Genomic DNA, 23,819 nt, shown 5'->3' with positions numbered 1-23,819 from the left:
TGCACAAATTTTGCCATCCCCAAAATAAAGACAATAAGATCGAACAAATTTAGGTAGCCAAATGATCGACTCCGAAGGTTTCCGACCCAATGTCGGGATCATTTTGGCAAACGAACATGGACAAGTGTTATGGGCAAAACGCATTGGTCACAATGCATGGCAGTTTCCGCAAGGAGGAATCCAAATTGGAGAAACTCCTGAACAGGCATTATACCGTGAGCTAAGAGAAGAAGTTGGCTTATTGCCAGAACACGTCCAGATTATTGCGCAAACCAAAGGTTGGTTGCGTTACCGTTTGCCACACCGATATATCCGCTCAGGTAGTGATCCTGTCTGTATCGGACAAAAACAAAAATGGTTTTTATTGAAGCTGACTGCATCAGCCCAAAATATTCAGTTGAATCTTGCTGATCCACCTGAATTTGATCAGTGGCAATGGGTCAGTTATTGGTATCCACTTGGACAAGTTATTAACTTTAAAAGAGATGTTTACCGAAAAGCCATGACCGAATTATGCAGTCTATTGCCACACTAAAAAACAGACTAAAAAAGAGTTTTTTAGTGAATGCTTTTCTGGCAGGCTGCTGTTATAAGTAAAGTCATAATTACTTATTATATAAATTGTTTTGGGAGTACGTAGTTATGTCGAACATGCAATTAGACACCCTCCGCCGCATTGTCCAAGAAGTCAATGCAGCTGTGAGCTTGCATGAATCATTAGACATCATGGTCAATCAGGTTTCGATTGCGATGGATGTCGATGTCTGTTCGATCTATTTACTCGATGAACGTAACCAGCGCTATGTACTCATGGCCAGCAAAGGACTCAATCCTGAAGCGGTTGGCAATGTTTCCTTGCAACTGGGTGAAGGCTTGGTTGGTCTAGTTGGGCAACGCGAAGAAATCGTCAATCTCGACAATGCTGCACAACATGAGCGTTATGCTTACTTCCCAGAAACAGGTGAAGAGTTATACAACTCATTTCTCGGCGTCCCTGTCATGTATCGCCGTAAGGTGATGGGGGTCTTGGTTGTTCAAAACAGTGAATCCCAAGATTTCAGTGAAGCAGCTGAATCCTTTTTGGTGACTTTATGTGCGCAGCTTTCAGGTGTCATTGCCCATGCGCATGCGGTTGGAAACATTGATGTTTTCCGTAAGCCAAGCAATATTTCAAACTATAAAACCTTTCAGGGTGTTTCAGGTGCAGGTGGCGTCGCTTTAGGGCGTGCCATTATTTTGTATCCTGCGGCAGATTTATCGGCTGTACCTGAGCGTGAAGCTGAAAATATCCCCGACGAACTCAAGCTACTTGATCATGCTGTATCCAATGTTCGCCAGGAAATTCAATCGCTTGATGAAAAAATGCAAGACTCGCTAATGTCCGAAGAACGCGCATTGTTTAGCGTTTTCTTACGCATGCTTGATGAAAATGCCTTACCTGCCGAAATTAAAGAACTGATTCGTGAAGGTCACTGGGCGCAAGGTGCAGTCAAAAAAGTGATGGATAAACACATCGCGCTCTTTGCCCAAATGGAAGATGACTACCTCCGTGAACGGGTGTCTGATCTTAAAGATTTAGCACGGCGTATTTTGGCTTCCTTGCAAGAAGCAGATTCAAGCCATCGTGAACTCAGCTCAGATAGTATTCTAATCGGTGAAGAAATTAGTACAGCTGCTCTAGTTGAACTGCCAATGGATAAAATTGCAGCCATTGTGACCAGTGAAGGTGCAGCTAACTCACATATGGTGATTGTTGCGCGTGCCTTAGGTATTCCTACCGTTGTCGGCGTGACTGAACTGCCTATCAGCGCCTTAGATGATGCCGAAATGATCGTCGATGCCTATCAAGGTCGGGTTTTTGTCAATCCTCCTCGTCGCTTGCGTCAACGTTATAAAGAGATTCAAAAAGAAGAAGAACAAATTGCCAAAGACCTCAAGCAATACGAAACCAAAGACGCGATTACACCTGATGGTGTTCCTGTTCGTCTGTTTGTCAATACGGGTCTGATGATTGATGTGGTTCGTGGCGTACAGCGCGGGGCAAAAGGTGTAGGCTTATATCGTTCTGAAATCCCATTTATGTTACGTGACCGCTTTCCTGGCGAAGAAGAACAACGCGCAATCTATCGGCAACAGCTCAGCCACTTTGCCAACAAACCTGTGACCATGCGTACCCTCGATATTGGTGCAGACAAAGATCTCCCTTATTTCAGCATTGATGAAGAAAACTCGGCATTGGGTTGGCGTGGACTCCGCTTTACCCTTGATCACCCAGAGATTTTCTCGGCACAAATCCGTGCAATGCTGAAAGCCAGTATTGGTTTAAATAATCTACATATTCTGCTGCCAATGGTGACCAGTGTCAGCGAAGTCGAAGAAGTGCTGTATTTACTCGAACGTGATTGGGTCGCAGTTCAGGAAGAAGAACAAGTCAAAATTAATAAACCCAAAATCGGGATTATGGTCGAAGTACCAAGTGTCTTGCTGCAAATTGATGAATTTGCACCATTGGTCGATTTTTTCTCAGTGGGTTCTAATGACCTGATTCAATATTTATTAGCCGTAGACCGTAACAACCCGCATGTTTCCAGTGTTTATTCACATTTTCACCCTGCAATCTTACGTGCTTTGCGTCGCTTGGTGAAAGAGTGCCATAAATACGAGAAGCCGATTAGTATTTGCGGAGAAATGGCGGGCGATCCGTTGTCTGCTATTCTGCTGATGGCAATGGGCTTCAATACCCTGTCGATGAGTTCAAGTAATATCTTGCGGGTGCGTAAAGCCATTTGTCATGTTCCCATGACTGATGCTCAAGAGCTACTTCATCACGTATTGCAGCTCAATAATCCTTTACTGGTCAAAAGCTGGCTAGAACATTATTTTAGAACACATGGACTAGCCGATATGGTGAAAACCAATCGCTTGATCTCGATTTAACAAGCACAAAAAAGGGCGATCTTCCATAGAGTATCGCCCTTTTTTATGTTTGCTATAACCTCGTTTTGCATTTTTCTTACGATCCACAAATACTTGACTTTTGTTTGCTTCGTGCATGTGTTTCGCTACAAAATTATGAATCACAACCTCTGGTTGCATTTGACGTTTCGCCATTTTCTTTACCTTTTCTAAAAATACTGTCTATAGAAGACAGTGATCTAATTTAGCACATTTATTAAACACTTTGAAAAATTTAATGTGCATGGATTCATGACAAAAATTATTCAGAATAATCAAAAAAAGAGAAAGCCAGTCATTTAAACTGGCTTTTTCAATCATGCGTTAGACTTATTTTTTAGCATCGAAGCGATCCGCATTCATCACTTTATTCCATGCTGCAATAAAGTCATGTACAAATTTCTCTTGGTTATCATCCTGTGCATACACTTCGGCATAAGAACGCAAAATCGAATTTGAACCAAAAACCAAATCCACACGGGTTGCAGTCCATTTGACTGCACCTGTTGCACGGTCACGAATTTCATAACGGTTTTTGCCAACAGGTCGCCATGTATTGTTCATATCAGTCAAATTGACAAAAAAGTCATTGCTCAATACACCTGCTCGCTCAGTGAATACCCCCTCTTTTGCACCGCCATAGTTGGTATCTAGAACACGCATCCCACCAATCAAGACCGTCATTTCAGGTGCAGTCAAGCCCATCAACTGGGTACGATCTAACAACATTTCTTCAGGTTGTACGGCATAATCCTGTTTAATCCAATTGCGGTAGCCATCATGCTTTGGCTCTAAATCAGCAAATGAATATTCATCGGTTTGCGCTTGAGTAGCATCACCACGCCCTTGTAAGAATGGCACAACCACCTCAACACCAGCCTCCTGTGCTGCCTGCTGAATCGCTGCTGCCCCTCCCAATACGATTAAATCGGCAATACTGACTTTTTTAACCAATCCCGATTGAATCTCTTCGAGTTTCGCTAAAACTTTTTGTAAACGCTCTGGCTCATTGCCGATCCAATCTTTTTGTGGTGCAAGGCGAATACGTGCGCCGTTTGCGCCTCCACGAAAATCTGAACTACGATAAGTTCGGGCACTGTCCCATGCAGTGGTAATCAGTTCCGTACGGGTTAGACCACTATTGAGCAACTTGGCTTTCAGTTCATCAATTTCTGCTTCAGTTAATGTGTAGTCGACTGCTGGAACAGGATCTTGCCAGATTAGATCTTCAGCAGGTACATCCGCACCCAAATAACGGCTCTTTGGCCCCAAATCACGGTGAGTCAGCTTAAACCATGCTCGCGCAAAGACATCCGCAAAATCAGCAGGATTTTGATAGAAATGTTCAGCAATTTTACGATATTCAGGATCAACTTTGAGTGCCATATCGGCATCGGTCATGATCGGATTACGGCGAATATTCGGGTTATGTGCATCGACAGGTTTATCTTCTTCTTTAATGTCAATAGGTTCCCACTGATGCGCGCCTGCTGGGCTTTTACGGACTTCCCATTCATAGTTAAATAATAAATAGAAATATTCATTGTCCCATTTGGTTGGATGAGTTGTCCACGCACCTTCCAAACCACTCACCATTGTATTTCCAGCGTTCCCTGTGCCCTCTGGGTTATGCCAACCTAAACCTTGAAATTCCACATCAGCAGCTTCGGTATCTGCGCCAAGCAGCTCAGCTTTACCGTTGCCATGCGCTTTGCCTACCGTATGTCCACCTGCAGTTAAAGCAACTGTTTCTTCATCATTCATCGCCATACGGTCAAAGGTGGTACGCATGTCTTGTGCCGTTTTTAATGGATCAGGCTGACCATCCACCCCTTCTGGATTGACATAAACTAGACCCATTTGTACCGCAGCCAGAGGATTTTCCAGTGAACTACGATCTTGGTCATTGTCATAACGGTTTTTGGTTGCATCGAGCCATTTACGTTCTTCCCCCCAATAAATATCTTTTTCAGGATGCCAAATATCTTCTCGTCCACCTGCAAAACCAAAGGTTTTTAAACCTGCAACTTCATAAGCCACTGTACCTGCAAGAACAATCAAATCTCCCCAAGACAGTTTATTGCCATATTTTTTCTTAATTGGCCAAAGTAAGCGACGACCTTTATCGGTATTGACGTTATCTGGCCAGCTATTGAGTGGTGCAAAACGCTGATTGCCTGTATTGGCTCCACCACGACCATCTTGCTTACGATACGTTCCTGCTAAGTGCCAAGCAGTTCGCACAAACATGCCAATGTAACTGCCATAATCGGATGGCCACCATGCCTGACTGCTATTAATCAAATCACGTAAATCTTGCTTGACCGCTTCAAGATCAAGTTGCTGAAATGCTGCTGCATAATCAAAGTCCGCATCCATCGGATTTGTTTTTTTATCGTGCTGCGACAAAATGTCTAAATTGAGTGCGTTCGGCCACCAATCTGTATTTGAGCTGGCTGCAGACGTATTTGCACCATGTGCAAATGGACATTTTCCTGTCGAAGCTTGCGATTTCTTGTCCATGTTGAATCTCCAAATTCAATAACCTATTTTGTGTTTTAGGTTTTACTCTATCAAAATAGCGGTTTTTATGAACAAGCTAAAGCGGATTTAACTAATCAAAACAATCGAAATCTTCTATTTAAAAAAATAAATAAAATCATATATAAATACTGATTTTTTTTGCTTGAGAATTTCAATTTTTCTGCTGTTCAACTTTTTTAGAGGGACAATATGCTGTATTTTTTGTGAAATAAACACTCAAAACAAAACTCGTTTTTATAGATTATTTTTGCTAAATTTAAAGCATTAAAAAACGACAATAAGTTGGCTAAAAAAATGCAATATGACATTGAGAAAATCATCCAACAACATGACATTATCTTATTCGATGCCATCTGCGTACTTTGTAATGGCTGGGCAAAATTTCTGATTCGTTATGATCGTCAATCTAAATTTAAATTAGCCTCCGTACAATCACCATTAGGTGAGGCAATCTTAAAATATTATGGCATGTCAACCGAAGATTACTCGACCATGCTTGTGGTCTACAATGGGCAACGCTATGTTGAGTCCTCAGCATTTCTTAAAGTGATGCAACAACTCAAATTTCCTTTTTCTCTGACCAATATTGGTTATCTTGTCCCAAGCACCATCAGAGACTTTTTATATCGACGAGTCGCGCTCAACCGTTATCAATTATTTGGTACAACTTCATCCTGTTTATTGCCAAGTCAAGAAAATCGTTCGCACTTTTTGGAACATGCGATTCATGAAGCTTAATTTTTTGGCTGAACATCCTCAGCGCTTGATTCAAATGACTTTGGCATTTCTTTGGATCTATCAGGGTTTATTACCGAAACTCGTGTTTCCGTCTACATTTGACATTCAGGTTTGGCAATTTTTAGGATTCAATGCGGATCTTGCCACAGTTTTTGTGCGCCTTTCAGGGGGTGCTGAAATTTTATTTGGGTGTGCTTTTCTGATTTGGCAGCGCAGTCGTTATGTCCATTACTTGAGTATTACAGGGTTAATCGGCTTGCTGTTGCTCAGTGCCATTCTGGCACCTTCACAACTGATTGGCGCTTTTAACCCCGTTATTATGAATATTGCCATGTCAGTTTTATCCGTAGTTGCCTTACAAATTTCCCATTTAGACAGAAAAATCAGTCGACTACACCGTTAAACGCTTCCCTTCACGAATACAATAAAATGGATTCATCAGTTTAGATGAATGTTTAATGGCGTGTTCAAGGACAGCTTCAGGCTCATCACGCTGTTCATCGGTCAACTGGAAAGTTCGATAATGAATCGCTAAAGAGCGCTGTGCTTGCAAATCTGTATGTGCCTTTAACGCATCTTGTGGATTCATGTGCATATAATGCAAAACATGTTGTGGGGCATATGCACCTATAGGCAAAAGCGCAATACGCGGTGCGCCAAAACGTGCATAGATCTCCTTAAAATGCCCCGCATAACCCGTATCACCCGCAAAGAAACAATACTGCTTTTGGCGTTTTAAACAAAAACCACCCCATAAGGCACTGTCTTGGTCACGCAAGCCGCGCCCTGAGCCATGTTGTGCAGGTGTATAAATAATTTCAAAATCATCGAGTTGTACTGATTGCCACCAATCCAGTTCAATCACCTTAAAAGATTTAGGCAGATACCACGCATTTCCTAAACCTGTATAAATCGGCATTTTAAATTTTTTATGCAACCATGTCAGCGTCGCCAAATCCATATGATCATAATGGTTATGACTCAACAATACGGCATGAATATGTGGCAAATGCTCTAAGGCGATTCCAGCAGGACAAACCCGACGTGGCCCAGAACCTTGTTTCGGACTGACAAATTCAGCCCAGACAGGGTCTGTCAAAAAGTTATATGGCCCAATCTGAATCAAGACGGTGGCATGCCCCACAAACCAGACTTTCCACTGGTTAAAATCTGCATCAGCACGGGTCTGTGGCAGTTCCCGTGAAATCGAGGTAAATTGCTGAAATTCCTGATCACGATCAACATTCCACGTAAACGAACGTCGGGTTAATAACCATTTGAACAAATTAAATTTCTGACCATTTGGACGAGTCGTATTATTCTGAAAACGCCCCGCCTGAAACTGCGTGGATTCAAAATTCAACCGCGGCTGTAATAAGGTATGTGCCCAACAATTTTTGGTGGGCAGCTCATAGTGCAATGCTGTTTTTTTATCCATAAGGCTTAATATTATAAAAACTTAACCTGTATCTTTCAGATCCGATCTTAACTCAAAGACGTTATATTGCACGACCTAAAAGTATGCATGAATGCTGAAAATTTCTGCTGATTTACATCATATACAGGGTTTCACAGGATTTTTCTTTTTATTTTTGTATTGTTTTCAGCATTTCAAAGCGCCTGCTTTCGATTATACTGCTAGCTTATAGATAAAAATGCTTGAGAATTGGGTCGGTTAATGGAACTACGCCATCTTCGATATTTTATTACGGTTGCAGAAGAACTTAATTTTAGTAAAGCAGCACTTAAACTGTACACTGCGCAACCTTCGTTAAGTCAACAAATCAAAGACTTAGAAGATGAAATTGGGGTTCGGCTGCTCAATCGTACCAAACGCAAGGTCGAACTGACTGAGGAAGGTGCGGTCTTTTTAGAGCAGGCACGCCTGACGATTGCTCAAGCTGAGAAAGCGGTACGCATGGCACGAGAGGTTCATCTCTCAAAACAGCAAATTTTAAAAATCGGATTTATCACTACAGCAGAAGTGCGTGTTTTTCCTAAAATTTTACCTACTTTGCGTATGCTGTACCCACATATCAAAGTGGATTTACAGATTTTAAATGGCTTAGACCATTACCGTGCGCTTAAAAAGGGTGATCTCGATATTGTGTTTTCACGTCAATCATTCGATGACGATGAAATTGATAATTTTGTGGTCTTGCAAGATACTTTGGCTTTGTTCCTAGCCAAGCAGCACCCTTTGGCTCAATTGGCAACGATTCCACTCCAAGCACTCAATGGGGTGGACTTGGTGATGTCAAAAGCCAATTCTTATTGTGTTATGAATAAAGCGATTGCTGAGTTTTTTGAGAAACATCATATTCAACCGCATATTCAGGAAAAAAGTGATAACTTGGTCGAAAATATCGCGGTGATTGAACAAGAAATGAGTTGTTCAATTTTACCGCAATATCTTGATCCATTTATTAAACTAGATCAGATCGCAGTTCGCCCACTGGAACATGAATTGCCACCGCTCAATTTATTTGTGAGCTATCGGAAAAATAACTTATCCTTTCCAATGCAAAAACTGCTGGAGTTGTTACACCAGCATTTTGAACTGATGAAGTACGCTTAAGCCACTTGAGTATTCAACCAATGGTGTAACTCAGTCACACTATTGGCAATCGTCATCGGTTGATATTGTTTTAAAATATCAACGTGATGTACTCCATAACTTACGCCAACCCGTGGCATATCAATACGCTGTGCCATTTCAAGATCATAACTGGTATCGCCCACCATAATCGCTTGATTGGCTGGAATCCCTGTAAAATCTAAGATCTGCTGCAACATTAAAGGATCGGGTTTAGATTTGGTTTCGCTTGCTGCGCGGGTCATCACAAATAAATCCTGACTTTGGGTTTTCGCCAAAACACGATCTAAACCACGACGGCTTTTACCTGTCGCCACAGCCAATTGCACCCCCTGACGTTTGAGGTCTTGCAGCATATCACCAACCCCATCAAACCACTGATCATCTTGGGAAGATGCAACATAATGCTGTGCGTAGCTGTCCAAAATTTCCTGATGCAATTCAGGAACATCTGGAAATAGCGTTTGCATGACTTCTGGCAAACCAAGCCCAATAATGCTTTTGGCATCTTCATCGCTTAAAGGTTGCTGATGTTGCTGCGCAGCAAATTTCAAACTTGCTACAATTTGCCCAACAGAATTAAATAATGTGCCATCCCAATCAAAAATGACCAATTGTGTCTGCACATTAAGCTCCTTTTTCCAACTCTTTCAATAATTGCTGCATATCTTCAGGCAATTCAGCTTCAATCACAGGATAATCTGGAATTTCTAAGCGCATGGCATGTAAGCATAGGCGACGTGCTTCAGGACCAGTGTAAGGCGTGGTATGTCCATATTTATCATCACCCACTAAAGGATGTCCGATACTTTGCCCATGCACACGAATCTGATGGGTACGACCCGACAAAGGCGATGCATGTACTAAAGTCGCTTGTTTAAAACGCTTGGCAACTTTCCACACTGTTTGGCTCGGTTTGCCTTCTTTAGACACACGCACACGACGCTCACCATTAGCCAATTCATAACGTAACAACGGCGCATCAATCAATTGCTTGTCGAGACTGACCTGACCTTTGACAATCGCCGCATAAGTTTTTTGAATTTTGTGTTCGCGTAGTAAATCTTGCAAATGCTTTAAGGTGCTGCGTTTTTTACTGATCATCACCAGACCCGACGTATCACGGTCAATACGGTGGATCAGTTCTAAATATTTTTTGCCTGTAACCGTGCGTAATGCTTCGATTAAACCATACGCCACACCACTACCGCCGTGCACTGCAATCCCTGAAGGTTTATTCACCACTAACAAGCCTTCATCTTCATAGACCACACGTTGCAACAAACCTTGTGCAACACTGTCACTGACAGGTACATCACCCTCTTGCTTTTGTTCATAGCGAATCGGTGCGACGCGAATCTGATCACCAATTTCCAGACGCGTTTCGGCTTTTATGCGTTTTTTATTCACGCGAACCTGACCTTCTCGCATCAAACGATAAATACGGCTCTTGGGTACGCCTTTTAAACGGGTAAACAGAAAATTATCGACACGCTGTCCTGCTTGATGTTCAGTCACTTCAAACCATGTCACACTTTGCCATTCTTGGTTGGTATTCATACAACTCATTAAACCTTAAAAATACTCGAATATGATTAAAAAAAGATCAAATAGGCTATTCTTTTCACAATAAACTTAAGCTTAGCCCATAGGCAGATGCCACAAGGTTTGATATAGTCAGCGCACGGATACCGCCGTAAGTGAGTAAAATTGTCTACCATTTCAAAATAATGAACGGTAGATCTCAGCTGCAACTCGGAAAGGTCCCAAAAGAATATGCCGCGCCGAAGGCTTATTATATCGGCAAAATTGTAGGCTGTTACGTTAATTTGTACTTTTGCACGTAAAACAGCCTGCCCCAAAAAATATGTCGCTAGTTTAGGCTAGTTATTAAACGTAAACTGAAACACATCAGACAAGTCTCCTGATGTCGCATTCAGGCTTCAGCGTTCGATGTATTGGATTTGTATGCGATGCGCGGATACGACGAACATTCCGTATACCCTGTGTTATCAACACACCCGCCACATACAGTGAAAGTTTGACATCCAATACACCTCCTGAGAGCCAGTGAATCTTCAGGCGATTTTAGTCGATTAAGGATTAAAGCGGTTTTGTATTTTCATATGCATGAATCAAAAACCAGCACTTCAGCTGGTCTTCGTGAGTGCGCGTAAACGCTACGCGATTTCTTCAATTCTGCATCTTGAAAATCACTCCGCAACAGACTTGTCGTTGTGCTTCAACGATTAGGTATTACACCCATGAAACGTATGTTGATCAATGCAACACATGCCGAAGAAGTTCGTGTTGCACTCATCACTGGTCATCGTCTGTACGATTTTGACCTTGAAAACCGTACCCGTGAACAAAAAAAATCAAATATCTATAAAGGTCATGTCACCCGTGTAGAGCCATCACTTGAAGCTGTATTTGTCGAGTATGGCGCAGGGCGTCAAGGCTTTTTATCTATGCGTGAAATTGCACGCAGCTATCTCAACAGTGACCCACGTGAAAACAGTAACATTCGCGAACTGATCAGCGAAGGAACTGAACTTTTAGTCCAAGTTGAAAAAGAAGAACGTGGTAACAAGGGTGCTGCGCTGTCTACCTATATTTCATTGGCAGGTCGTTACTTGGTGCTTATGCCAAATAACCCGAAAGGTGGCGGTATCAGCCGTCAAATTTCAGGTTCTGTGCGTGAAGAACTCAAAGAAATGTTGGCATCGCTCAATGTGCCTCGTGGTATGAGCGTAATTGTGCGTACCGCAGGTATTGGTCGTAGCCAAGAAGAATTGCAACTTGACTTGCAACACTTGCTTGACCTTTGGGCACAAATTCAAAGCACAGCAAATTCTGGCCCATCGCCAATGTTAGTTCATCAGGAAGCGGGTGTTGTTACTCGTGCCATTCGTGATTACTTACGTGATGACGTTGCTGAAATCCTGATTGATAGCGAGCAAGCATTTAACGAAGCCTATAACTTTGTTAAAGCAGTGATGCCTCGTCAACTCGACAAATTAAAAACCTATACACTGAATGAACCGCTGTTTGCACATTTTGGGATCGAAAGCCAAATTCAAACCGCTTATGAACGCGAAGTGAAATTGCCATCTGGCGGTTCGATTGTCATTGACCAAACTGAAGCTTTGGTTTCAATCGACATCAACTCAGCGAAATCAACCCGTGGTCACGATGTTGAAGAAACTGCGCTCAACACCAACGTTGAAGCTGCTGAAGAAATTGCACGTCAATTACGTTTGCGTGATATCGGTGGTTTAGTGGTGATCGACTTCATCGATATGACTAAAGACCGTAACCAGCGCGTGGTTGAAGCGAAACTTCGCGAAGCAACGCAAAGTGACCGTGCGCGTATCCAGTTTGGTCAGCTATCACGTTTTGGTTTAATGGAAATGAGCCGTCAGCGCTTACGTCCATCTCTAGAAGAAGCAACAGGTTATGTCTGCCCACGCTGTCATGGTACAGGCATGGTACGTGACCTTCGTTCTCTTTCTCTTTCTATCATGCGTAAGATCGAAGAAATTGCGCTTCGTGAACGTCATGGTGAAGTTCAAGTTGAAGTTCCAGTTGAAATTGCAGCGTTCTTGCTCAATGAAAAACGTCACAGTCTAGTTTATCTTGAACAAACTTCAAATGTCCGTGTTACCGTGTTGCCTCACCCGCACTTGGAAACACCACATTATGAAATTCAATACAACCCTGAAGGTTTTGCACCGACTAGCTACGAACGTACAGAAGCAACGCGTTCAAGTGAAAAAGAGCTTGGCTATCAGTCTTCTGAATGGCATTTAGAAGATGAACATACTGCGCCAGTCGCAACAGCACCTGAAGCAAAACAAAAACGCAATGCTCCTCCTGCTGCAGTAGAACAAGCACCACAGCAAGTTGCTGCACCTGCTCAGAAAAATAATAGTCCATGTGCATGGCTAGAAAATCTGTTTGTTCAAAAACAGGCTCATACAAGTGACCAATCACGCTCTGCCAACAATGCTGCTGCAGCGATTGAACAGATGGTGAACAATGGCGCTGTCAGCCGTGGTCAGTTTGGTCAAGTACAGAACACTATTGCAACGCCTGCACCTGAAACTCCAGCAACGGTGAGCAATAATAATGCTTATCTTGCACCATCTTCAGTTGCTGCGCCAAGCAAGCCAGAAAAACGTGAAACTCACGAAAAAGATGAAAAGTCTCAACAACAGCGCAACAATAACAACAATAAAAAACAGCGTAATAAGCACAAAGAACCTCGTGAACAGCAACAACCTGAGCAAAATCAAAATGCTCAAGTTCACGAAGAAGTTGTGCAATTATCACGTCAAGAAATGCGTGAACTGAAACGCCAACAAAAACGCCAACAACAAGAGCCTAATTTCACTGAGCAAAATCATGCCAATGAAGCTCCTGCTGTGGCACGTCGTGACCGCAATCAACAGCGCCCACAACGTCCAAATCGCCATCGCGATGCATCTGTATTAAATACAGAGCCAACTGTTGCCGTGAACAATACCACGACTCCTGCTGTCACTGCTAAGCCAGCAGATGTCAAAGTCAATGTTGTTGATGTACCTCGTTCAGAGGAAATGACGACAGCATTACTCGTGAACGTTGAGCAAGCAACACGTGAAATTGTTGCATTGCATAACAGTCCACTCACTGTTGCCACTGCTCCTGAAGAAGTAGTCGATCAAGTGACTACAACTCCTGAAGTCGTTAAAACAGAAGTAACAGCTGAACAGCCTATTGCTGCTGTTGAAGAAAAAGTGGTGAGCAATGCTGAAGAAAAAACAGCTGAAAATAAACCAGCAGTTCAATCTGAAGTTAAACGGGCAAGCAATGACCCACGTATGCGCCGCCGCCAACAACGCGAAGCCAAAGTATCAACCACACCTGTGGTCAAACTGAGTCCGAGCCAAGTTCCAACATTAGGGCAGTACAATGTGGGTAGCCTCATTCGCCATATTTATGGTGAAGACTGTACCGTACTCATTGAGCAGTTTGGTTTGGTACAAACCTTCAATCGTGCTTTGATCAAATTCACTGAGCAATATGCTGCCAGTACTGTAGCTGAACAGCCTGCTGACGTTGAAGCTGAGAAAAAGCCTGTGACGCGTGATGTACAGTTGCCAAGCAAAGTCACTGCCGAAGCTGAACCTGCTGAAGTTTTAGCCCTCACCCCGCCAGAAGCACCACAAATACGTGTTGCCAATGATCCTCGCGAACGTCGTCGCTTAGCAAAACAGGCTGCTGAACAGGCGAAAGCCAAGCACCTACAGGAGCAAGCAGAGGAAACCGTGGTCGCAGTAGAAGAAACTAGTCCAGTCGTTGAGGAGTCAACAACTGAAATAGCAGCTCCTATTACTGCAGAAATAGTCGTTGAAACAAGCTCAGAGGCAACGTCTCTAGAGCCTGAAGCCGTAGTGACTCCAGTTGCAGAAAGCACTGAAGTCGAGGTGACTGTGACTGAAACAGCATCAGAGATTGTAAGTCCTGAAGTTGCAACGCCTATCACTGAAACTGAAAAGGTCAGCTCGCCTGTAGTTGAAGAAACTGCTGCCGAAGTTGAAACTAAAACAGAAGACAGCAGCAAGGCCGCCGCCAAAGATAAAACAGCAGCGCGCCCACCTCGTCGCCCACGTGGACGTCCACCGAAAAAAGCAACACCAAACACCCCTACAGAATAATCCTCTGTAAACAAAAACCGCTTCCTTCGTGAAGCGGTTTTTAGTTTTAAGGCAAATAACTGATTATTTTTCTCTCTTTGTTTAGTATAGGTACGTGATGAAAGCTTCTTCTACAGATACCATCGAATTCAGCGATCTGCTCCAAAAAATTCCATCCGTCTTACCGAAATTACCCCATATTCTCTCAGGCTTAAAACAAGCTTATTTGCGTAGCAGCAAAACCCCGACAGGACTTGCGGTAGCTTTTGAAAAAACAGCCCAATATCATTCTGAACGCCCTGCTTTATTTTTTGAACAACAGCAGCTGAGTTATAAAGAACTGAATCAGTGGGCGAACCAGATTGGACACTACTTTCTAGCTCAAGGTGTGCAAAAAGGTGACGTGATTGCCATCATGCTCAGCAATCGTCCTGAATTTTTTGCCTGTGTTTTGGCTCTTGCTAAAATTGGAGCAATTGCAGCTTTACTCAATACAGCGCAATCAGGTCAGGTACTGAGTCATAGCATTCGTCTGGTTCAGCCAAAAGCCCTAATTGTTGGGGCAGAATACGATACTGTCATTCAACCAATTCAGCATGAATTCGATGAAACCCTACGTTGTTACTGGTTTGCTGATACTGAAACACGTAAAGAACAAGGTACAGCACCACAAGGTTATTTAAACTTAGCACAATGTATTGATTCCTTCCCCGAATTTAATACCACCACAACCAAGCATGTTTATGCCAAAGATGGGCTATTTTACATTTACACATCGGGTACAACAGGCTTACCTAAAGCGGTGATTTTCAATCATGGGCGCTGGACACTGGCTTACGGCACTTATGGGCATATGCTTAATTTAAATGAACAAGATGTCCTCTATGCCCCATTACCGATGTACCACGCCACAGGTATTGTGGTGTGTTGGTGTGGTGTGATTGCTGGCGGTGCAGCATTGGCAACTCGACGTAAATATTCAACCAGTCAATTTTGGTTAGATGTCCAAAAATTTAATGTATCGGCTTTGGGTTATGTCGGCGAAATCTGTCGCTATCTGCTAGATGCTCCAGCATCATCACAAGACCAACAGCACCGAGTCAGTAAAATGATTGGTAATGGTCTGCGTCCTAATATTTGGCATGATTTCAAACAGCGTTTTGCCATTGATGAAATTTTAGAAATGTACGCTTCAAGTGAAGGCAATGTTGGTTTTAGCAATCTGCTCAATTTTGATAATACCGTCGGACTTTCACCGACCCCTTTTGCCATTGTGCAATATGATCAGGAGAAAAATCGACCGATTCGCAATGATCAAGGCTTTTGCCAGAAGGTCAAAAAAGGTGAAGTAGGATTACTGATTGGTAAGATTACCCGACGTTCGCCTTTCGATGGGTATAGTGATGCTGCAAAAAATCAGAGTGCCCTTTTGCAAGATGTTTTTAAACAAGGCGATGCCTATTTTAATAGTGGTGATTTAGTCCGAAATTTAGGCTTTCGCCATGCACAATTTATTGACCGCTTAGGTGACACCTTCCGCTGGAAAGGTGAAAATGTTTCAACGGCAGAAGTTGAAAATGTCTTAATGCAGCAAACTGAGATTGCTGAAGCTGTGGTCTACGGTGTAGAGATTCCTCAAACCAATGGACGGGCAGGAATGGCCAGTATCACACTGGCACAAGGTCTTAGCTTAGAACAGCTTAATCTTGCCGAGCTTTGGAAAAAGCTACAGCAAGCACTGCCTGCTTATGCAGTTCCTGTGTTTTTAAGAATTCAGCAACAGCTTGAAACGACGAGTACCTTTAAATACCCAAAAAACAACTTAAAGCATCAAGGTTTTGATTTAGAGCAATGCCATGAGCCAATCGTTGTGACCCTACCCCAGAGTCAGACCTATACCCCACTTACTGCTGAGATTTTTGCCAACATTCAACAGTATCACTATCGTTTTTAGTCATTTTTTCGACTTAAAACACTTAATTTGTGGATTTTGTAAGCAGTTAATTCATTTTCTTGCAAAATCCTCTTGCCATCGCCCAAGATCTTGCTACAATACGCACCATCAAGACGATATGGGTCGTTAGCTCAGTTGGTAGAGCAGCGGACTTTTAATCCGTTGGTCCCGCGTTCGAGTCGCGGACGACCCACCATTTATCAAATTGAACCCGTTAGGGGTCGTTAGCTCAGTTGGTAGAGCAGCGGACTTTTAATCCGTTGGTCCCGCGTTCGAGTCGCGGACGACCCACCAAGATTCTAAAAAATCCTCTCTTTTTGAGAGGATTTTTTTTGCCTGTGTAAAAATCAGAATGACATTTCAGATCAATGTCATGTCCGTTGAATTAGTTCTGAGCGCGTTCTAAATAGTAGTCATTTAATGTATAAGGATGACCTTGCTCAAAGAAACGATGATTTACAGCAAAATTCCGCTGGCTATCCATCATCAAATTTCCCTTAGCATCAATAAGATAATAAAATTTTAAACCTGTATTAAAATGGACTAATACATATTGCTTTTGCTGTTCACTCACCACTTCCCAATGGTCTTCTTGATAACCTTCCGCCATTCGCGTATCTGCATAAATTTTTCCAAAGCTCTTAATCAAACGAAATACCGAGCCATCATCCATTAGGTTGATAATGTACTCAACTGAGCCCTTTTTCCCTGTTTCACAACGTGCAATCCGATCAATACAGGAAATCGTCACAATATAACGCCCAACCATATGTTTTTCTTGTTGAGTTAATACATGATGAACTTCAGGCTGCTGATTTTGTGCAGGCATGGTGCTTTTACCTGCAACATCCATCAATTTTTGACCATCATTCGTATGACTATGCACTGCTAAACTTGCCGATGCGGCGCTGCCATTTGGCATATTGTCACCTGATGTCGGACTACAAGCACTGAGCAATGCACATCCACAAAGCACAGTTGAGTAACTCATCATTTTTAGATAAGGTAATGGGGGGAGCATTATAAGAACCTTTGGGAGAGTAAAATATGCCGAATGACATCTTTATGTCAGGCATTTTAATCAAAACTATTTTTTGTACAGTAAAAATTTACATAAATTAACGCTTTTTCAGCAGGCTAAGCCTAGAAATTTTTCATTCAAGTCCCATATAAAAAGTAAGACTTTGTTCGCATTATTTGTTAATATCGTGATGCTTATAAATATAACAGGAGCCTTGCATGAGCAGTTCAGGACTATACCGTTCAAGCCGCCAACAGATGATTGCTGGGGTAATGGGAGGCATTGCTGAGCGTTTTGGCTGGAATGCCAATCTTTTGCGTATCCTCTTTGTTGTTGTTTCAATTATGAGCGCAGGATTTCCTGGTATGTTGGTATATCTGATTTTATGGATCATCATTCCTAAGCAAAAAAGAATTTTTAACCCTTCGATGCGCTATCAACACCCGATTCGCACCATCAATGAAGAACGTTATCGCTAAGTTTTAAAGTTTCGCCACGACTTTTCCCCCGAAAGTCGTGGTTTTTTTATGCCTGTTGCATCAGCAATTGTCGCTGTAACGCCGCAATCATATCGGCACGACTAATAATTCCAACTAAGCGTTGCTGCTCAACTACAGCAATATAATTAAATGAACGTTCCACAAAATAAGGAATAAGGTCGTATAACGGTTGTTCAGGCTGAACCGTAACCACTTGGCGCTGCATAATCTGATAGACAAAATCTTGGTGTGGCGCGCGTGGATCAGCAACTGACTGAAACCATTCCACGACTTCATAGAGTGCCAGTGTACCCAATAATTTTCCTGCATCATCAATCACAGGCAAGCTCATCAGATTGACCTGTTTGAATTTGGCAACAGCCTGCTGAATTTCATCTTGAGCATTTAAGGTGATTAAGTCACGACTCATAATATCTCGGCAGGCGTAAATCTGTGGAGAGCGCTGTTGAGCATTGCGCTGTGCCTGTAAAATAATTTCCTCAAGCTGATATTGGCTAATATCGAGTAGCTCGGTTTGATGCGCTAAAACATCTTGAATGTCTTGGGGTTGAATACTGACTTTTTGTTCTGGTGTCGGGTCTTTGCTACGCGGATTAAGCTGTGCAGTGTTTGGGTAACTGCGTCCAATCGCACGATTAAAAATGACTGCCACAGCCAAAAGTAACAATGAATTTAACAAAACAGGATAAGCGATAAATTTAAAGCCCAACTGATGCACTGATGCTCCACCCAAGACTGCGGTCATCGCAACTGCTCCACTCGGGGGATGTAAGGAATCACTGCTCATCATCAAAAAAATCGCCAGTGCAACGGCAATACTAAATGCAAGTGTTACTTCAGGAATATATTGTGCACACAAAACTCCAATGAATGCGGCAAGCGTATTTCCGACCACAATATTCCACGGCTGTGCCAAAGGGCTAGAAGGGACAGCAAATAACAAGACGGAAGATGCTCCCATTGGGGCAATGTACCACGCATTAAAACCACCTAACACCCACCAGCTAAAAGCGGATGAAATCGCGAGTCCGAATAAGGCACCAAGCGCACACAACACGCGCTCCCTGACAGGCAGCAATTTAAAATTGGGTTTTAACATGTCTATACGTAGCGGCATCTTCCCTGCTCTTTTTACTCTATGGAAAAATATTATACGGTGTGAATCTTAAAGATGCATTTACTTTATATATTATAAATATTAGAAAACGCACGGATGGCTTTGATAAGGAAATGCTGAATCCACATGCAAAATTTATCTCATTCATCATTTCCCTGACGATTGGCAATTTTGCATAGAAGTCTTTGCCACCTACCTACAAAATCCTTATACTTAGGGACAATTTTTCTCATAATTCGTGGATGCTACATGAGTCGCGCCATCTCGCATATTGATACTTTTCAAGGCTTAATTCTTGCCTTACAAAATTACTGGGCCGAGCAAGGCTGTGTTGTTTTGCAACCTTATGACATGGAAGTTGGCGCAGGAACATTCCACACAGCAACCTTCTTACGTGCCTTAGGCCCTGAAACTTGGAACGCGGCTTACGTGCAGCCTTCGCGCCGTCCTAAAGATGGTCGCTACGGTGAAAACCCGAACCGCTTACAGCATTATTACCAGTTCCAAGTGGTCTTGAAGCCAAATCCAGACAACATTCAGCAGTTGTATTTGGACTCACTCAAAGCCATTGGCATTGACACTTTAACCCATGACATTCGCTTTGTAGAAGATAACTGGGAATCTCCAACACTTGGCGCTTGGGGCTTAGGTTGGGAAGTTTGGCTGAATGGTATGGAAGTGACTCAGTTCACTTACTTCCAACAAGTGGGCGGTATCGAATGTTACCCTGTGACAGGCGAAATTACCTATGGTCTTGAACGTCTTGCGATGTATTTGCAAGGGGTTGACTCGGTGTATGACTTGGTTTGGACCAAAGGCCCATTCGGCACAGTGACGTATGGCGATGTGTTCCATCAAAACGAAGTGGAACAATCGACTTATAACTTCGAATACGCACCTGTTGAAAAACTGTTTGAATTCTTCGATTTTTACGAGTCAGAAGCCAATCGTCTGATTGAAGCTGAGCTGCCATTACCTGCGTATGAGCAAGTGATGAAAGCATCACACACCTTTAACTTGCTGGACGCACGTGGTGCAATTTCGGTGACTGAACGTCAGCGTTATATTTTACGTGTTCGTGGATTGTCACGTGCGATTGCACAAAGTTATGTCCAAGCGCGTGCCAAGTTGAGCTTCCCAATGGCAGAGCCGCATTTACGTGATGAAGTCTTGGCACAGTTACAAGCACAAGCCGACGCAGAAGCTGCAAAAACGGAGAACAAATAATGACTCAACATACTGTTTTATTTGAACTCGGCTGTGAAGAACTTCCTCCAAAAAGCTTAAAAACTTTGCGTGATGCCCTACAGGCTGAAACGGTTAAAGGCTTACAAGAAGCAGGTTTAAACTTTGCTTCAATTGAAGCTTATGCTGCACCACGTCGTTTAGCTTTAAAAATTGTCGATGTCGATGGCGCTCAAGCTGACACACAAAAACGCTTTGACGGCCCTGCGGTACAAGCCGCTTATGATGCTGAAGGCAAACCAACCAAAGCGCTTGACGGCTTTATGCGTGGTCAAGGCATTAGCGTGGAACAGGTTTCAACCTTCCAAGCAGGTAAAGTTGAAAAAGTGTGCTATTACAAAGACATTCAAGGTCAAAGCCTCGATGTACTTTTACCGCAAATCTTGCAAACTGCTTTAGATCGCTTACCGATTGCAAAACGCATGCGTTCAGCAGCAAGCCGTACCGAATTTGTTCGCCCTGTAAAATGGGTGGTATTATTGAAAGATGACCAAGTGATTCCTGCTACGATTCAGGATCACGTTGCGGGTAACTTGAGCTATGGTCACCGTTTCCATGCACCTGAAGCAATCACTTTGGCACATGCGAACGACTACTTGGCGGCTTTGGAAAAAGCTCATGTGATTGCCAACTTTGAACTGCGTCAGGAATTGATTCAGCAACAAGTGAAAAAACTGGCTGATGAAGTCAATGCGACTGCGATTGTGCCAAGTGACTTGTTGGATGAAGTAACTGCACTGGTAGAATGGCCTGTTGCCCTTCGCGCAACTTTTGAAGAACGCTATTTGGCTGTGCCACAAGAAGCGTTGATTACCACCATGCAGGACAACCAAAAATATTTCTGCTTGGTGAACAGCGAAGGTAAATTACAGCCTTACTTCATTACGGTGTCGAACATCGACTCAAAAGACCCGATTCAAATTATTGAAGGGAATGAAAAAGTGGTTCGTCCACGTTTGAGCGATGCTGAATTCTTCTTCTTGCAAGACCAAAAACAACCGCTTGCTTCTCGTAAAGAAAAATTAGCCAACATGGTGTTCCAAGCACAATTGGGTACACTTTGGGACAAATCAGAGCGTATTGCTAAACTAGCAGTGGCTTTGGCAAGCATGACAGGTGCAAATACGGCTGATGCTGAAAAAGCAGCCTTACTGGCAAAATGCGACTTAACCTCTGAATTAGTGGGTGAATTCCCTGAACTTCAAGGGATTGCAGGCACTTACTATGCTCGCATCGAAGGCGAAAATGATGAAGTTGCCGAAGCCCTTGGCGAACAGTATTTACCAAAATTCGCAGGCGATGTTTTACCAAAAACCAAAACGGGCACAACCATTGCACTTGCTGACCGTTTAGATACTTTGGTCGGTATTTTTGGTATTGGACAAGCCCCAACAGGTTCAAAAGACCCGTTTGCACTGCGTCGTTCAGCGATTGGTATTTTACGTCTGATCATTGAAAATGAACTGGATGTGACTATTGAAGAATTGGTGAACTTGGCACTGCAAGGTTATGGCGAGATTGTGAAAGATCACGGCAAGACTTTGGCTGATGCTGTTGCTTTCCTTGAAGGTCGTTATCGTGCTAAATACGAAGACCAAGGGGTTGCTGTCGATGTGCTTCAAGCCGTTCAAGCCTTGTCACCAAAATCTCCGCTTGATTTTGACAAGCGTATCAATGCTGTGAATCACTTCCGCACACTGCCTGAAGCGGCTGCACTGGCTGCTGCCAACAAACGTGTTGCCAACATTCTTGCCAAAGAAGCAACGCCTGAAGGTACTGTGGATGCCAGCAAATTGGTCGAAGATGCTGAAAAAGCATTGTATGCTGAGCTCCAAGCGGTGAATCCTGTGGTTGAGCCATTATTGGCAGCCAAAGATTACACAGAAGCCTTGTCTAAGCTTGCTGCACTTCGTGCGCCAATTGATGCGTTCTTTGAAGGCGTGATGGTGATGGCAGATGATACAGAACTGAAAGCCAACCGTTTACGTTTATTGGCACAGTTGCGTAACTTGTTTACTGCTGTGGCTGATGTGAGTGTGTTGCAGCACTAAAGTCTGATTTGCTTGAAGTTTAAAGAAAACCCCGCTATAAAATGAGTGGGGTTTTTATTAAAAATAAGCGTAATGAAAGAAGAAAAGTTAGTATTAGTTTATAATATTTTAAATATTCAAATGCTAGATATAAATATACTAAAAAGAGCGGTGACTGAAAAATTATTTTGTGATGATACTTTTTCATTTATTATCAAAAATTTGAAAGATAAAAACCATAATTTAGTACCATTAAATGATTTTGAACAATTAGTTAAAAAATATCCTAAAAAGAAAAAATGTTGGTGTCTTTCAGGATTATCATTTATTGATTGCCATTTTGCTAAAAATAGAAATTTTTTTGATAAAAAACCAACTAAAATTAAAAAAATACTCAATAAAAAAGAGTGTTTACATAAAAATGTTTCTATTTGTTCAAATGATATTATTAAGGCTCACTCTATCTCTAAAAAGGGAGCTTTAACATCAATATCTGAAAACAACCATGTTTATGGTTTAAAATTTGATTTTAATGGCTTTATTTTCAAGAAAATCGGAATAAATGATGCCTCTACTTTTTATGGATTTTGTAAAAAACACGATGAATTTCTATTTTCATCTTTTGAGAAACATGATTTTAATAAAACACAAAAACAATTATTTGATCTTTGCTATAGAGCAATTTGTCAAGAACACTACACTATGCTTCGAGTAATAGATATTCTTCATGAAATAAAATTAAATAAAGATATAAATGACAATTTTAAAGGTCAAATAGAATTCCAGATAACTATAAATAGTCAAATTAAATTTTATGAATTAGGAATAAAATATAGCAATTACTATAAAAAAAATTTAGAGAAAAAATATTCTCTATTAAATTATGAAGATAATTTACAGCATTATGTTTTTGAGCTTAATGATAATTACCCTAAGTTCCAAAGTTCTACATGTTTCAATTTAGAATATGATCTAGAAGGTAACCAATTACAAGATTTAGATAAAGCTGAAATTCAATCAAAAAATATTTTTGTGAACTGTATTTCCTTACAGCAGAAAGGATACTTTATAATTAGCTGGTTTAAGGAGAATACTGATTATGGAAAGCAAATTATCAATTCAATTATTTCAAAACCATTATTGATTGAAGATAAACTTTTTTCACTGGCTTTTTTATATATACACAATACTTTTGTATCTCCTGTATGGTTTGAGTCGCTCACAGACTCACAAAAAATAGATCTAGAAAACTTACGAATTTTTTGGGCTGAAAAAGAAAAATTCTCAACTTCGATGATTCAAGATAATATGGACTCAATAAAAATTGAAAATCATTATTTTTTAAATACAGCTTAAATTCACTGTTTGTATGCTGTTGTAAGCTTGCTGTATGAATTTCTTCACTTTCCCACCTATTCACCTCATCTCATCCTAAAAT

General features: G+C 42.0%; 18 protein-coding genes and 2 tRNA genes. 13 read left to right on the top strand and 7 right to left on the bottom strand.

Features of this window, described 5'->3' with window-relative positions; translation table 11 throughout:
• Window positions 1-61: 61 nt before the first annotated feature.
• Together LVY74_RS10355 and ptsP are read left to right on the top strand one after the other, a co-directional pair.
• Entirely contained in the window at window positions 62-535 is a 474-nt protein-coding gene (locus LVY74_RS10355; RefSeq protein WP_237815007.1) for an RNA pyrophosphohydrolase, read from the top strand.
• A 107-nt stretch (window positions 536-642) separates the two neighbouring features.
• Window positions 643-2,937, top strand: a complete 2,295-nt coding sequence (gene ptsP / locus LVY74_RS10350; protein ID WP_237815006.1) for a phosphoenolpyruvate--protein phosphotransferase — start codon at window positions 643-645, stop codon at window positions 2,935-2,937.
• Here ptsP and LVY74_RS10345 read toward each other — a convergent pair.
• Window positions 2,896-3,111 (bottom strand): DUF7230 family protein, encoded by a 216-nt coding sequence (locus tag LVY74_RS10345; protein ID WP_151708626.1) that lies wholly within the window; start codon window positions 3,109-3,111, stop codon window positions 2,896-2,898. The genes ptsP and LVY74_RS10345 overlap by 42 nt on opposite strands.
• A 174-nt stretch (window positions 3,112-3,285) precedes the next feature.
• Window positions 3,286-5,478, bottom strand: a complete 2,193-nt coding sequence (katG, locus tag LVY74_RS10340) for a catalase/peroxidase HPI (protein ID WP_237815005.1) — start codon at window positions 5,476-5,478, stop codon at window positions 3,286-3,288.
• A 315-nt stretch (window positions 5,479-5,793) separates the two neighbouring features.
• On the opposite strand from katG, the gene LVY74_RS10335 reads away from it, so the two are divergent.
• Together LVY74_RS10335 and LVY74_RS10330 are read left to right on the top strand one after the other, a co-directional pair.
• The gene (locus tag LVY74_RS10335) at window positions 5,794-6,237 is read left to right on the top strand and encodes a thiol-disulfide oxidoreductase DCC family protein (protein WP_237815004.1); all 444 of its coding nucleotides are present in this window, start codon (window positions 5,794-5,796) and stop codon (window positions 6,235-6,237) included.
• Window positions 6,227-6,640 (top strand): DoxX-like family protein, encoded by a 414-nt coding sequence (locus tag LVY74_RS10330; RefSeq protein WP_237815003.1) that lies wholly within the window; start codon window positions 6,227-6,229, stop codon window positions 6,638-6,640. Before LVY74_RS10335 ends, LVY74_RS10330 begins: the two co-directional genes overlap by 11 nt.
• On the opposite strand, the gene LVY74_RS10325 is transcribed toward LVY74_RS10330, so the two are convergent.
• Window positions 6,629-7,675: an MBL fold metallo-hydrolase gene (locus tag LVY74_RS10325; protein ID WP_151708622.1), complete on the bottom strand. Its 1,047-nt coding sequence runs from the start codon at window positions 7,673-7,675 to the stop codon at window positions 6,629-6,631. The genes LVY74_RS10330 and LVY74_RS10325 overlap by 12 nt on opposite strands.
• Window positions 7,676-7,915: 240 nt before the next feature.
• On the opposite strand from LVY74_RS10325, the gene LVY74_RS10320 reads away from it, so the two are divergent.
• The gene (locus LVY74_RS10320) at window positions 7,916-8,815 is read left to right on the top strand and encodes a LysR substrate-binding domain-containing protein (RefSeq protein WP_237815002.1); all 900 of its coding nucleotides are present in this window, start codon (window positions 7,916-7,918) and stop codon (window positions 8,813-8,815) included.
• Here LVY74_RS10320 and LVY74_RS10315 read toward each other — a convergent pair.
• Both LVY74_RS10315 and LVY74_RS10310 read right to left on the bottom strand, forming a co-directional pair.
• Window positions 8,812-9,459, bottom strand: coding sequence for an HAD-IA family hydrolase (locus LVY74_RS10315; protein ID WP_237815001.1), 648 nt, complete (start codon window positions 9,457-9,459; stop codon window positions 8,812-8,814). The two genes, LVY74_RS10320 and LVY74_RS10315, sit on opposite strands and share 4 nt — an antisense overlap.
• A 1-nt stretch (window position 9,460) precedes the next feature.
• Window positions 9,461-10,393 carry an RluA family pseudouridine synthase gene (locus LVY74_RS10310; RefSeq protein ID WP_151708619.1) on the bottom strand — a complete coding sequence of 311 codons (933 nt, stop codon included), beginning with the start codon at window positions 10,391-10,393 and terminating at the stop codon, window positions 9,461-9,463.
• Window positions 10,394-11,097: 704 nt separating this feature from the next.
• Here LVY74_RS10310 and LVY74_RS10305 point away from each other — a divergent pair.
• The 4 genes from LVY74_RS10305 to LVY74_RS10290 all read left to right on the top strand — a co-directional run bounded on the left by LVY74_RS10305 (window position 11,098) and on the right by LVY74_RS10290 (window position 16,762).
• A complete protein-coding gene (locus tag LVY74_RS10305; protein ID WP_237815000.1) occupies window positions 11,098-14,535 on the top strand; it encodes an Rne/Rng family ribonuclease in 3,438 nt (1,145 codons plus the stop codon).
• Between the two features lie 94 nt (window positions 14,536-14,629).
• The gene (locus LVY74_RS10300; RefSeq protein ID WP_442862793.1) at window positions 14,630-16,468 is read left to right on the top strand and encodes a long-chain-acyl-CoA synthetase; all 1,839 of its coding nucleotides are present in this window, start codon (window positions 14,630-14,632) and stop codon (window positions 16,466-16,468) included.
• A gap of 120 nt (window positions 16,469-16,588) precedes the next feature.
• Window positions 16,589-16,664: transfer RNA gene (locus LVY74_RS10295), tRNA-Lys, on the top strand.
• Between the two features lie 22 nt (window positions 16,665-16,686).
• Window positions 16,687-16,762: transfer RNA gene (locus tag LVY74_RS10290), tRNA-Lys, on the top strand.
• A gap of 91 nt (window positions 16,763-16,853) precedes the next feature.
• On the opposite strand, the gene LVY74_RS10285 is transcribed toward LVY74_RS10290, so the two are convergent.
• The gene (locus LVY74_RS10285) at window positions 16,854-17,489 is read right to left on the bottom strand and encodes a hypothetical protein (RefSeq protein WP_237814998.1); all 636 of its coding nucleotides are present in this window, start codon (window positions 17,487-17,489) and stop codon (window positions 16,854-16,856) included.
• A gap of 218 nt (window positions 17,490-17,707) precedes the next feature.
• On the opposite strand from LVY74_RS10285, the gene LVY74_RS10280 reads away from it, so the two are divergent.
• Window positions 17,708-17,968 (top strand): PspC domain-containing protein, encoded by a 261-nt coding sequence (locus tag LVY74_RS10280; RefSeq protein ID WP_237814997.1) that lies wholly within the window; start codon window positions 17,708-17,710, stop codon window positions 17,966-17,968.
• A 46-nt stretch (window positions 17,969-18,014) separates the two neighbouring features.
• Here LVY74_RS10280 and LVY74_RS10275 read toward each other — a convergent pair whose 3' ends face one another.
• Window positions 18,015-19,106, bottom strand: coding sequence for an HPP family protein (locus LVY74_RS10275; protein WP_237814996.1), 1,092 nt, complete (start codon window positions 19,104-19,106; stop codon window positions 18,015-18,017).
• A gap of 249 nt (window positions 19,107-19,355) precedes the next feature.
• Here LVY74_RS10275 and glyQ point away from each other — a divergent pair, with 249 nt between their 5' ends.
• The 3 genes from glyQ to LVY74_RS10260 all read left to right on the top strand — a co-directional run bounded on the left by glyQ (window position 19,356) and on the right by LVY74_RS10260 (window position 23,737).
• On the top strand, window positions 19,356-20,333 hold the full coding sequence (glyQ, locus tag LVY74_RS10270) for a glycine--tRNA ligase subunit alpha (RefSeq protein ID WP_237814995.1): 978 nt from the start codon (window positions 19,356-19,358) through the stop codon (window positions 20,331-20,333).
• Window positions 20,333-22,402 (top strand): glycine--tRNA ligase subunit beta, encoded by a 2,070-nt coding sequence (gene glyS / locus LVY74_RS10265; protein WP_237814994.1) that lies wholly within the window; start codon window positions 20,333-20,335, stop codon window positions 22,400-22,402. The genes glyQ and glyS overlap by 1 nt, the downstream gene beginning before the upstream one ends.
• A 72-nt stretch (window positions 22,403-22,474) precedes the next feature.
• Complete coding sequence (locus tag LVY74_RS10260) at window positions 22,475-23,737, top strand: hypothetical protein (RefSeq protein WP_237814993.1); 1,263 nt, start codon at window positions 22,475-22,477, stop codon at window positions 23,735-23,737.
• Window positions 23,738-23,819: the final 82 nt, after the last annotated feature.

Origin of the sequence: Acinetobacter sp. ME22, from assembly GCF_022012315.1 — a bacterium.
Classification (GTDB): Bacteria; Pseudomonadota; Gammaproteobacteria; order Pseudomonadales; family Moraxellaceae; genus Acinetobacter; species Acinetobacter brisouii_A.
Note: the sequence above shows the minus strand (reverse complement) of the source record. Positions and strands in the feature narration are given on the sequence as shown.